Source organism: Pseudomonas sp. CGJS7 (assembly GCF_036961695.1).
In genome coordinates, this window is sequence record NZ_JBAMDI010000125.1 from 20,223 (window position 1) to 32,863 (window position 12,641).

General features: G+C 66.7%; 6 protein-coding genes. All 6 read right to left on the reverse strand.

What is annotated here, in order from left to right; translation table 11 throughout:
• Positions 1 to 626: 626 nt before the first annotated feature.
• Positions 627 to 2,639: a proprotein convertase P-domain-containing protein gene (locus V7787_RS42820; RefSeq protein ID WP_336093735.1), complete on the reverse strand. Its 2,013-nt coding sequence runs from the start codon at positions 2,637 to 2,639 to the stop codon at positions 627 to 629.
• 1,033 nt (positions 2,640 to 3,672) lie between these two features.
• Entirely contained in the window at positions 3,673 to 5,688 is a 2,016-nt protein-coding gene (locus V7787_RS42825) for a PKD domain-containing protein (RefSeq protein ID WP_336093736.1), read from the reverse strand.
• A gap of 156 nt (positions 5,689 to 5,844) precedes the next feature.
• A complete protein-coding gene (locus V7787_RS42830) occupies positions 5,845 to 7,857 on the reverse strand; it encodes a PKD domain-containing protein (protein ID WP_336093737.1) in 2,013 nt (670 codons plus the stop codon).
• 262 nt (positions 7,858 to 8,119) lie between these two features.
• Complete coding sequence (locus V7787_RS42835; RefSeq protein ID WP_336093738.1) at positions 8,120 to 10,096, reverse strand: M12 family metallo-peptidase; 1,977 nt, start codon at positions 10,094 to 10,096, stop codon at positions 8,120 to 8,122.
• Positions 10,097 to 10,502: 406 nt separating this feature from the next.
• Positions 10,503 to 11,081: a hypothetical protein gene (locus tag V7787_RS42840; protein WP_336093739.1), complete on the reverse strand. Its 579-nt coding sequence runs from the start codon at positions 11,079 to 11,081 to the stop codon at positions 10,503 to 10,505.
• Between the two features lie 357 nt (positions 11,082 to 11,438).
• A partial coding sequence (locus V7787_RS42845; RefSeq protein ID WP_336093740.1) for a S8 family serine peptidase occupies positions 11,439 to 12,641 on the reverse strand: 1,203 nt, incomplete at its 5' end.

Below are 12,641 nucleotides of genomic sequence, written 5' to 3' on the forward strand. Positions count from 1 at the left end.
GGGCGTGCTTGCGGTCATGCTGCGGATCGCCATGAACCGCTGACAAGCGCCGCGTGGCGCTTAAATGGTGTGCTTTCGTGATGTCGACAACAGAACGGAATTGTCGCGGCGATAGTGGGATTTCGGTGGCGGAAATAGGTGTGGCTGAGCGGGGTGATGGCTGCGATGTGCGAGGCATCCGATGCAGAGACGACGTTTAAGAAGCCGCGCCGATGCTTATGAAGTCTTGATCCGCGCCGTGCCTGGAATGAAGACAGGCAGGTTCTGCGGAGCGCTCCACAAATCGTCGTAGCCGCTGAGTCGGATATCTAGAGACTTCAGAGTCGTGTCGCGGTAAGGCGCTGGATTCCCGCGTTCGCGGGAATGACGTCCTGCGGGTATCGCGGCGACTGCCTCCAGTCGTCATCCCCGCGAAGGCGGGGATCCAGAGACTTCAGAGCCGTGTCGCGATACAGCCCTGGATCCCCGCCTTCGCGGGGATGACGGCATGCAGGCGTCGCGGAGCACCGATCGGCATGAAGCTGCTTCCGAACCGGCGCGAACAACCACCATCGCGTGCACGAACGACCCCAGGAAAAACGCCGCGGCCCGAAGGCCGCGGCGTGGTATCGCTCAACACATTCCAATCAGAACGTGATGCTCCACTTGTCGATGCGGCCGGTGTCGGCGTTCGCATTGTCGTTCACGCGCAGCTTCCAGGTGCCGTTGAGCGGTTCGCTCGACAGGTTCTTGTTGAAGGTGCCGATGACGTTGTCGGCGCTGCCGCCGGTGCGGTTGTGGATGTTGTAGACCGTGCCGTCCGGAGCCACCAGGTCCACCTTCAGATCGCTCTTGTAGGTGTGGTAGATGGTGACCTGGATCGGCGTGGTCGCCGAGCCGTTGCCGGTGCGGCCGGACACCACGATCGGGCTTTCCACCGTGGCCATGTCGGTGATCGCCACGTCGGTATCGTTGGTGTAGGTCTGCGAGCCCGGACCGCCGGACACCGTGACCGAGCCGGTCTTGGTGTTGGGGGCGCCATCGTCGTCGGTGACGGTCAGCTTGACGGTGTAGGTGCCGGCGGCGCTGTAGGTCTTGGACGGGTTGGTCGCGGTCGAGGTGGTGCCGTCGCCGAAGTCCCAGCTACGCGAGGCGATGGTGCCGTCGGTGTCGGTGGAGGTGTCGGTGAAGGTCGCGGTCAGGCCGTTGGTGGTCGAGGTGAAGTTCGCCACCGGCGGAGTGTTGGGCGTGCCGCCGCCCGAATCCAGGCCGTCGATGAACTGCGCGCCGGTGTTGGCCGGATCGAGCCAGTCGCTCAGACGCGAAGCCGCCGCGCCGCCGCCGGTCCACGAGGTGAACACGCGGCCGTACTGGTCGCTGCGGTTGGTGCCGGTGGCGCTGCAGCTCGACGGGCCGCCGTGCAACTGGCCGAGCACGCGCTTTTCAGGGCTGTAGATCGGCGAACCGGACGAACCCGGCTCGGTCACGCCGCCGCTGGGCTGCCACTGCACGTTCAAGTGCGTGGTGCCGGCGCCGCCGCCCCAAGCCACGAACGAGGTCGGGCTGGTCGAGTTGCTGATGCGCTTCTCGGCCACGTTGGGGTGATGGATCGCGATGGCGCCCGGATAGTTCTGATCGCGGCGGTCCCAACCGGCCCAGAACAGATTGAACGCGGGATTGGCGGCGGTGTTGAGTTCCAGCAAGGTGAAGTCGGACGTCGCGTAAGTGGCCTTGACCGTCGAACCGGTCTGGCTCTGCGACATCGAACCGTCGCCGTTGGCGCCGCTGGCCGGCGTATTGGGCGCGCGGCAGGTCGAGTTCTGATAGTTCCAGTACACCACGATGCTGGCCGCGGTCGAGGCCGTGCCCATGCCGCAGTGGTGCGCGGTCAGGAAGTACATCTTGCGGTCGTTGGCGGTGTTGTTGACCAGCGAGCCGGTGCAGGCCAGCGAGCCGTTCTTGGAGTACGCGGCCACCGAACGGATGATGTCGCGACGGCCGTCGCCTTCGGGGCAGACCACGTCGATGTTGCAGCTGCCCGACACGCCCTTCTCGCCCGATTCGGCGGCCAGGCGGCGCGCCAGCGGGCCGAAGCCGACGTAGTCGTGGTTGACCTTGGTCAGGTGCAGCTTCAACTCGCCCATCTTGGCGCGCGGAACCACCACTTCGATCACCGCTTCCTGGCCCGGCACTACCGCCGTCCACAGCTGGCCCTGAGCGTTGTTTTCGCGCGCGGTGTATTGGTTGATCAGCGCGCGGTCGCCGCCGGCGGTCTGGGTGGCCGGATAGACCAGCAGGCGTCCGCCTTCGGGCATGTGGTACTGGGTGAAACCGAAGTTCAGCGACAGCGCCTTCTCCGAACGGATGCGCTGGCGCCAGATCACGTTGTCGGCGTCCAGGTCTTCCCACACGCCGGAATTCAGCGGGGTCATGTCGACCGTCATCGGGAACGCGAAGCGCGGGATATCGCCGCGCTTGTCGCGCTGGCGATCCTCGGCCTTCAGCTTGGCCACATCGACCGCGGGCATCGCCCGCAGCGCGATCTTGTCCACGCTGGAAAGATTTTGATGATCGAAAGCCGCCGGGCGCGAGGCCGGCGCGGCGAGTGCGGCGCTGATCGAGAGTCCGAGCAACAGCAAAGAACCACAAATGCGTTTCATTGAGTCTCTCCGTCCGTGATTAGAGGCATGACCCAACGCCCGGCAGGGCCGGTGCTGGATGGCGATGACGTCGGGTCAGGCGGTGGGAACTGGATGCTCCAGCGTTTAGTGCAGGCGTTGCCGCATGCTTCCCCCTCAGCGTGCGTTTGCAGCTACCACGCGCGGCGCAGGCCGCATCGAACGATGTTTTCTGCGCCACGCCGAGACTTTGCGACAGCGCCGTCGCGCACAACAAGACGCAAATATCCTCAATCGACATCGCATCCGTGCATCGCGTCACGCATACGCACAAGATTTGTTTCGATTGAAATCGGTGTCCTAAACGGGAAATTCAAACTGCGACCGCGCGCGAATTCAGAATGCGTTGCAGCGCACGATGAGGGGGAACTTGTGGGTAGGGTGATTCGGTTGCGGCTGTCTGCGGGGCGGTCGCGGCGATGGATTCGGCGCGGTTTGCGGGGCGCTGACGCGATGCTGCGGCGCACTAAGACTGTCCGATGGGCGTATTGGGATCGTCCGACAAAGGCGCACTACCTGCCGAGACCATCGGCGCTGCGCCGCGCTAAAAAACCCAAACAACCGCGCCCTCCCCCACTCACCGTCATTCCGGCGAAAGCCGGAACCCATTTTGATTTTGCTCTCACCGCACCGGACCTGCGCCTGGTCGGTGCCGCCAGCATTCGCTCTGAATTGAAGCGTCGCTTTTGGCATGCGAACACGGACGTTCCTGGAATCCATCGATATCGCGCTTTCCCGCGGCAAGCATGAAGCGCATGCGCAACCGTTGCATCCGAACCTTCTGGAGCAAGAGCAAAATGGGTTCCGGCTTTCGCCGGAATGACGGTGAAGTGGATTGCGCGGATCTTGGATGAGTTCCAGCAGCGAGACCTTCGCGGAGGTACGCGCGAATCTGATCGCGCGATTTCCTTCGCCCCCAGAACGCAACCAAAAGAAAACCCCGGCCAAGGCCGGGGCTTTCTCGTTACGTATCGAACTCCATGGCGCGCCGACACGCGACGCGCCACAAGCGCGATCAGAACGTGATGCTCCACTTATCGATCTTGCCCACATCGCTGGTCTGGTTGTCGTTGACGCGCAGCTTCCAGGTCCCGTTGAGCGCCTCGCTCGACAGGTTCTTGGTGTAGGTCTGATTGATGTTGTCGGCGCTGCCGCCGGTGCGGTTGTGCAGGTTGTAGACCGTGCCGTCCGGCGCGACCAGATCGACCTTCAGATCGCTGCGGTAGGTGTGCACGATGTTGACCGCGATCGGCGTGCTGCTCGGCGCGTTGCCGCTGCGGCCGGACACCACGATCGAGCTTTCCACCGTGGCGTTGTCGCGGATCGCCACATCGGTGTCGTTGCTGTAGGTCTGCGGGCCGCTCGGGCTGGACACGGTGACCGAGGCGGTCTTGGTGTTGGTGGCGCCTTTGTCGTCGGTAACGGTCAGGGTGACGGTGTAGGTGCCCGCCGCGCTGTAGGTCTTGGTCGGGCTGGTCGCGGTCGAGGTGGTGCCGTCGCCGAAGTTCCAGCTGCGCGAGGCGATGCTGCCGTCGCTGTCGCTGGAGCTGTCGGTGAAGGTAACCGTCAAGCCGCTGGCGCTGGAGCTGAAGTTCGCCACCGGCGGGTTGTTGACCGGGTTGCCGCCGCCGGAATCCAGGCCGTCGATGAACTGCGAGCCGGTGCCGGAAGCGTCGAGCCAATCGCTCAGGCGCGTCGCCGAGGTGCCGCCGCCGGTCCAGGACGTGTAGATGCGACCGTACCAGTCGGTGCGGTTTTCGCCGGTCGCGCTGCAGGTCGACCAGCCGCCGTACAACTGGCCGATCACGCGGCGTTCCGGGCTGTACAGCGGCGAGCCGGAGGATCCGCCCTCGGTGACGCCGCCGGTCGGGAACCAGGCCACGCGGAAGGCGTAGGTGCCGGTGGTGTCTTGTTCGAATCCGCGGTAGGTGGTGCCGCCGTCGCTCAGGCTGATGCGCTTTTCGGCCACGCGCGGATGGTGGATCGCGATCGCGCTGGTGTAGTTGCCGTCGCGGCGGTCCCAGCCGGCCCAGAACAGGTTATAGGCCGGGTTGGCCGCGGTGGTGAGTTCGAGCAGGGTGAAATCGGAAGCGGCGTTGGTCGCGCGCAGGGTCGCGCCGGTTTGCGACTGAGCGAGCGAGCCGTCGCCGTTGGCGCCGCTGGCCGCGGTGTTGGGCGCGCGGCAGGTCGAGTTCTGGTAGTTCCAGTACACGACCATCGAGTTGTTGACCGCCGCGGTGGTCATGCCGCAATGGTTGGCGGTGAGGAAGTACATCTTCTTGTCGTTGGCGGTGTTGTTGACCAACGAGCCGGTGCACCACATCGTGCCCTGCTTGGAGTACGCCGCGACCGAACGGATGATGTCGCGGTAGTTGTTGCCTTCCGGGCAGGCCACGTCGATGTTGCAGCTCGCCGACACGCCCTTGGTCTGGTCCTTGGCCGCGTTGCGCGCCAGTTCGCCGAAGCCGACGTAGTCGTGGTTGACCTTGGCCAGGTGCAGCTTGAGCTCGCCGGCCTTGGCCCGCGGCACGATCACTTCGATCACCGCCTCGTCGCTCACCACCACCGGCGTCCACAACTCGCCGCGGGCGTTGTTGTCGGCCGCGGTGAAGCTGCGCACGCGGTCGGCGCTCTTGGCCGGGGTCTGATCGGCCGGATAGATCAGCATGCGGCCGCCCTGCGGCAGCTTGAACTGGTCGAAATGGAAGTTCAGCGACAGCGCGTCCTTGGATTCGATGCGCGTGCGCCAGACCAGGTGGTCGGCGTCGAGTTCTTCCCAGGTGCCGCTGTTGAGGGTATCGATGTCGACCGGCAGCGCGGTGGCGAAGCGGGGAATCTCGCGGCGCTCTTCGCGCTTGCGGTCTTCGGCGCGCAGCTTGGCCACGTCGACCGCCGGCATGCTGCGCAGGGCGATGTTGTCGACGCGCGAGATGCGCGTGTTGTCGAACGCGGCCGGACGCAGCGCGGGGCCGGCGATCGCGGTGCCGATGGACAGGGCGAGCACGCCCAGGGTGAGGGTCAATCGTTTCATGGGGTTTCGATCCTTAAGTGATTAAGACGATGAAATGGCATGAGACGGCGGGGCGTCGCGTAAGCGCGGGGGAACGGTGTGCAGCGATGCGTTACGCGATGAAACCGGCGCGCGGCCTCGCGCGCCGGGTACTTCGGGCTGCGTGAGTCGCGTGGCTTAGAAGGTGATGCTCCAGGTGTCGATCTTGCCGACGTCCTGCGATGCGCGATCGGCGGCGCGCAGCTTCCAGGTGCCGTTGAGCGCTTCGCTCGACAGGTCCTTGCTGAAGCTGCCGCTGACGTTGTCGGCGCTGCCGCCGCCGCGGTTGTGGAGGTTGTAGACCGAACCGTCCGGCGCGATCAGGTCGACGATCAGATCGCCCTTGTACGGGTGGACGATATTCACCGAGATGCTGGTGTTGCTCGGCGCGTTGCCGCTGCGCCCCGACACCACGATGCTGCTGCTGACGCCGGTGGCGTTGTTGTCGGGAATGTTGACGTCGGTGCCGTTGGTGTAGGTCTGCGCGCCGCCCGGAGAGGTGACCGTGACCGAGCCGGTCTTGGTGTTGGTGGTGCCGTCGTTGTCGGTGACGGTCAGGGTGACGGTGTAGGTGCCCGCCGCGCTGTAGGTCTTGGACGGATTGGTCGCGGTGGAGGTGGTGCCGTCGCCGAAGTTCCAGCTGCGCGAGACGATGCTGCCGTTGCTGTCGGTGGAGGTATCGGTGAAGGCCACGGTCAGGCCGTTGGCGCTGGAGGTGAAATTCGCCACCGGCACGCCGCCGCCGCTGGAACCCGAATCCACGCCGTCGATGAACTGCGCGCCGGTGCCGGCCGCATCGAGCCAATCGCTCAGACGCGAGGCCGCGGTGCCGCCGCCGGTCCAGGAGGTGAATACGCGACCGTAATAGTCGCTACGGTCGGGACCGGTCGCCGAGCAGGTCGACGGGCCGCCGTGCAGTTGGCCGAGCACGCGCTTATCGGGGCTGTAGATCGGCGAACCCGAGGAACCGCGCTCGGTGATGCCGCCGTTGGCCTGCCAGAACACGTGCAAGTGGCTGGTGCCGGCGCCACCGCCGTAGCCGCTGATCTGAGTGGCGGTGGTCGAGTGGCTGATGCGCTTCTCGGCGACGTTGGGATGGTGGATCGCGGTCGCGCCCGAGTAGTTTTGATCGCGGCGGTCCCAACCGGCCCAGAACAGGTTGTAGGCCGGATTGGCCGCGGTGTTGAGTTCCAGCAGGGTGAAGTCGGAAGCGGCGCTGGTGGCGCGCAGCACCGCACCGGTCTGGGACTGATTCAACGGGCCGTCGCCGTTGGCGCCGCTGGACGCCGAACCCGGCGCGCGGCAGGTCGAATTCTGATAATTCCAGTACACCACCATGCTCGAAGCCGCCGCGGCGGTGGTCATGCCGCAATGGTGCGCGGTGAGGAAATACATCTTCTTGTCGTTGGCGGTGTTGTTGACCAACGAGCCGGTGCACCACATGGTGCCTTCTTTGGAGTACGCAGCGACCGAACGGATGATGTCGCGGTGGCCGTTGCCCTCGGGGCAGACCACGTCGATGTTGCAGCTGCCCGACACGCCCTTGGTCTGGGCCTTGTCGGCGTCGCGCACCAGCTTGCCGATGCCGACATAGTCGTGGTTGACCTTGGCCAGATGCAGCTTCAGCTCGCCGGCCTTGGCCCGCGGCACCACCACTTCGATCACCGCCTCATCGCCCACCACCACCGGCGTCCACAACTGGCCGTCGGCCTGGTTGTCGGCGGCGGTGAAGCTGCGCACTTTCGATGCGTTCGCGCCCGGGGTCTGGTCGGCCGGGTAGATCAGCATGCGCGCGCCGGCCGGCAGCTTGAACTTGTCGAAATGGAAGTTGAGGGTCAGCGCGTCCTTGGATTCGATGCGCGTGCGCCAAACCGCATGCTCGGCGTCGAGGTCTTCCCAGGTGCCGCTGTTGAGCGTGTCGATGTTGACCGGCAGCGCGGTGGCGAAACGCGGCGCCTCGCTGCGGTTGGCGCGCTTGAGATCTTCGGCGCGCAGCTTGGCCACGTCGACCGCCGGCATGCTGCGCAGGGCGATGCTGTCGACGCGGGCGATGCGCGCGTTGTCGAACGCGGCCGGGCGCAGGTTCGGCGCGGCGATCGCGGTGCCGATCGACAGCGCGAGCAGGCCGAGGGTCAGGGTGATTCGTTTCATGTCTGTCTCCATCTAATGGGAATTCGGTCGTTGAACTGCGATGAGTGGCCAGCGATTGCGGTTGACGCCGCGCTATCGACGGCCCGCGCCGACGCAGTCCGGCTCCGAGGCGGAACCGGCTGCGTGGGCGTGGGCAACGACGGTCCGCGTCCGGACCGGCGCCTGTCGCCGCCACCGCCGCTGCGCGGCGGCGCGGTACGCGCGTGACGAAGCGCTCCCCTCAGCGCGTTCGAACTTCATGCGGCCTGGTGCGCGGACTCGGTCAGAAGGTGATGCTCCAGGTATCGATCTTGCCGACGTCCTGCGCGGCGCGATCGGCGGCGCGCAGCTTCCAGGTACCGTTGAGCGCTTCGCTCGACAGGTCCTTGCTGAAGCTGCCGCTGACGTTGTCGGCGCTGCCGCCGGTGCGGTTGTGGAGGTTGTAGACCGAGCCGTCCGGCGCGATCAGGTCGACGATCAGATCGCCCTTGTACGGGTGGACGATATTCACCGAGACGTTGGCGTTGCTCGGCGCGTTGCCGCTGCGGCCCGACACCACGATGCTGCTGCTCGCGCCGGTGGCGTTGTTGTCGGGAATGTTCACGTCGGTGCCGTTGCTGTAGGTCTGCACGCCGCTGGCGGCGACGGTGACCGAGGCGGTCTTGGTGTGGGTGGCGCCGCCGTTGTCGGTGACGGTCAAGGTAACGGTGTAGGTGCCCGCGGCGCTGTAGGTCTTGGACGGGTTGGTCGCGGTCGAGGTGGTGCCGTCGCCGAAGTTCCAGCTGCGCGAGGCGATGCTGCCGTCGCTGTCGGTCGAGCTGTCGGTGAAGTTCGCCGTCAACCCGCTGGTGCTGGAGCTGAAATTGGCCACCGGCGCGGTGTTGCCGCCGGGCGCGCCGCGGTAGGCCGCCATCGCCGCCTTGGTCTGCACCAGCACGCGCTGGTTGTGGTTCTTGTCGGCGGTGCCCATGGCGACGCCGTTGTAGGTCACGTCCGGGTTCGACCAGTAGTTCAGGCGCGGGCAGCCGCCGGTGCAGGCGTAGGCCATGATCGTGCGCCACTTGCTGCCGGTGGCCGGCTCGTAGCGGTAACCGTGGCCGTAGGCGTACGGGGTGTTGTTCGGGTCGGCGGCGGGGTCGTGACGGGCCGAGAGCAAGTGGCCGATCTCGTGGGCGAAGCTGTAGTAGCCGGTGGCGCAGTCGTAATGCACGGTCGCGAAGGCATTGTTGGCGTTGGAGCCGATCGCCGCGGCCAGGCCGCAATTGCTGTCGTCGTCGATCACCAGCACGTTGACGTCGGCGGCGTTGGCGTCGCGGCTGGCATGGATGTCGTCCATGTAGCCGTCGTTGGTGGCGATGAAGCGGTCGCGGTCGGTGTAGTGACCGTCCTTGGCCGAGGTGTATTCGACGGTGCGGTAGTTGGCCAGTTCCATGTTGATGCCGACGTTGGAATTGGCGTAACCCTGATTGGTCTCGGCCACCGCCAGCTCGACCAGCGCCTGCATGTCGCCGCCGTAAGCGGCCACCGCTTCGCTGGTGGCGACCACTTGCACGCGGATGGTCGCGGTCGGGCCCGGATCGATCGCGGCGGGGCCGACCGCGGCGGCGTTGGCGTTGTTGGCGCCGCTGGCGGCCTGCAGATTGGCGGCGCGGGCGGCGGCGCGCATGTCGATCTGCGGCAGGTCCGAATCGTGGTAACCGGCCGGGTGATCCGGCGGCATCTTGCTTTCGTCGACTTCGATCACCGCGTGGCTGCCGTCGGCGAGCGGGCGGATCCGGTACAGGCGGCCGTCGACGCGGACGTTGCCGGTGACGCCGTTGCCGCGGCGGACCAGGGCGACCGAGTTGCGTTCGTCGTGGCGCACTTCGCGCGCGTCGCTGCGCGCGGCCTTGGCGTTCTCGCGCAGGTGGCCGATCCACACGGTGCTGCCGCGGCCGGTGTCGCGCGCGCTGTCGAGCACGGCGTTGACCCGGTGCGAGCCCAGGCTCAGCTCGATCTCGCGGGTATCGGCGCTGACCACGCCGGCGTCGGCGCGCTTGAGTTGCAGCGACGCGGTCGCCGGCGCGGCGGCCAGGCGCTGGGCGCGGCCGAGCGCGGACGCGCTTTGCGCAGCGCCGACGCTGCGCGCCGGCGTGGCGTCGCCGATGAACAACGGCTGCGCGGCGAACGCCGGCAATGCGGCGATGCCCGTTACCAGCACGACGGTGCGTGCCGCGTTCAAGCCACGCGAGCGGGCGCGGCCGGAAGACTTGTCGATCATGGTGTAACCCCCGAGGAGTGATGGCCGCATGGCGGCGAAAATAATTCCGGCCAGGGCTTCGCGGGCACGCACGGACCGCGTGGTAAACACGCGAGCCGCGGTGCCCTTGCCTCCGGTCCGTTCGCGGTTCGAGTTCGTCGTCTCGACCGCATCACGACGCTAGCGCCGCCACGCGCGCGGCGGCAATGCCAACGCAAGCAATCCAGGCGCGTGCTTCGTGATGTTTGTCATGCATCCGCAATCTGCTTTCCGCACGCAATTCATCTCTAATCAATGCGTGGTTTTTCCACCCGTTTCCAATTCGATTCGCACAAAAAAACCCCGGCTTTCGCCGGGGTTTGGTTGTCGCTCGCAGATGTTCGGCCGATGCGATTGTGTGCTTGGCATCAAGCAAAACGCACTCGGCTTATTTGTCGATAACCTCAGGCCCGCGAATGATCGGGCCGAGCGTGATGTGGTTATCGGGTTCGATGAATTGCACATCCGGATCGGCGGCGAAGGTTTGCATCAAGCGCACCGCCTCGGCGCGATCGAGCGCGGGGCTGACGCTGAACACATCGGCCTGGATGCCCATGCGGCTCTTCCAGGTCAGCTTGAGCCCGCTCTTGTTGGCCAGACCCGCCTGCTTGGCGGTCCGGTCCAGGCGCGCCTGCACCGCCCCCTGCTGGGTCAGCGGCGCGGTGCCGTCGCGGTATTTGACGATGAACTGGCCGAACGGGCCGGCGCCGACGGGTTCGCCGACATGCGCTTTGGCCGCTTGCGGCCCGGATTCGTGGCTGTCGGGCGGCGCGGGCTGGGACGGCATGGGCTTGGCCTCCGGGGCGGAGTCGGTGCGGTCGGGCACGACCGCGGCGGGATCGGACGGCGCGGGGTTGCCGGCCATGCAGGCGCTGACGGCGAAGCAGCAGGACACGGCCACCGACAAGGCGATGGCGCGGCGGGAAACCACAGGGCGAGGGCTGGGATGGCGGGACGGACACAGCATGCGGGCGACTCCTTCGATCGGCAGCGATCGGGTAGAACTTGCAACGCGCCAAGGGGCGCATCGGGGTCGCAAGGCCGATACCGAGTGACCTGCGCCGCGACGATGCGCTGCTCTGCCCTATTCTGCACTGTGGTCCGTGACCACGCGCACGCGGCCTTAACATCGCGCTATCGGCCCTGGCCGTTGCTGTCGCGATGGCCGTACCTGCCCGTTCGCTGTACCGACCAACGCGAACGGCGCCCGTGTCGGCGGGCGCCGTTCGCCATCGGTGCCGGGCGTGGTCGGCAGGCGCTACCCGCGCTGGCCGCCGTCGCCGGCACGCGCCATCGCCCGATCACTCAGCTCGCGATACGCCGCTCAAGGCGCCTTCGCCGCCGCCACCGCCGCGGCCGCGTCGACCAACCCCGCACCGCAGCCCTTGCTGCATTTGCTGGCCGGAATCGGACGCGCCGTGCTCTTCAAGATCACCTCGACCTGGGCCGGCGTCTTGCCCGGCGCCACCGAGCGCACCAACGCCGCCACGCCGGCCACGTGCGGAGAGGCCATCGACGTACCCGACATCTGACCGTAACCGTCGTTAGCCACGGTGGATATCACGCCGTTGAATAGACCGTCGCCACCGGGAGCGCTCAGATCCAGCGTCGGCCCCCACGCCGAGAACGAAGAACGCGCGCCGCTCTTATTGGTCGCACCGACCGCGACCACGTTGTTGCAACCCGCGGGCACGTTGTTGGCCACGTTGTTGTCGCCGTTGCCGGCCGCGACCACCACCACCGCGCCGTTGGCCACGGCCGCGTCGATGCCCGCCTGCCATGCCGGCGTGCAGGCGATTTCGCTGCCCAACGACACGTTGATGACCTCGGCCGGGCTGACGTTGTCCGGAACCCCGGCGACGCGCCCGCCCGACGCCCAGAAGATCGCGTCGATGGTGTCCGAATGGGCGTTGTAGCCGCCCGAGCCGGCCGCGCGCACCGGCAGGATCTTCGCGCCGTACGCGATACCGGCCACGCCCTTAGCGTTGTTGGTCACCGCCGCGATGGTTCCGGCGACGTGGTTGCCGTGGGTATTGCCTTCCGAATCGAGCGGATTGGCGTCGCGGCCGTCGCCGTCCAACGATTTTCCGCAGCCGGCCTGCATCCCGTCGATGGCGCACTCGGCGGCGTTGCGGCCGTTCACCGCACTGACGAAGTCGTAACCCGGCAACACGTTCGCGTTCAGATCGGTGTGCGGCATGATCCCCGAATCGACCACCGCCACGACCACGCCGGCGCCGCTGGTGGTGTTCCACGCAGTCGGCGCGCGAATGCCGGCAGCGGTATCGGCGTAATGCCATTGCTTGCTGAACTGCGGATCGTTCGGTACCAGTTGGGTGCGTACACCAGCGTCGACCTGCACGAATTCGACATTGCGATCGGCGGCGAGTTGGCGCATCAGCGCGGCCGCGGCATCGCGGTCCAGCGGCGTCGCCGCGGCGATCACGCGCATGCCCGGCAACGCCATCTGCCGCAACGTGCGCACGCGTGCGCGGCCGTCGGCGACGGGCGCCAGCCCGGCGCGGGC

Bases quoted from the DNA above. Each gene is read 5' to 3' on its own strand.
- V7787_RS42820 (WP_336093735.1), bottom strand. From the start codon at position 2,639: ATGAAACGCATTTGTGGTTCTTTGCTGTTGCTCGGACTCTCGATCAGC.
- V7787_RS42825 (WP_336093736.1), bottom strand. From the start codon at position 5,688: ATGAAACGATTGACCCTCACCCTGGGCGTGCTCGCCCTGTCCATCGGC.
- V7787_RS42830 (WP_336093737.1), bottom strand. From the start codon at position 7,857: ATGAAACGAATCACCCTGACCCTCGGCCTGCTCGCGCTGTCGATCGGC.
- V7787_RS42835 (WP_336093738.1), bottom strand. From the start codon at position 10,096: ATGATCGACAAGTCTTCCGGCCGCGCCCGCTCGCGTGGCTTGAACGCG.
- V7787_RS42840 (WP_336093739.1), bottom strand. From the start codon at position 11,081: ATGCTGTGTCCGTCCCGCCATCCCAGCCCTCGCCCTGTGGTTTCCCGC.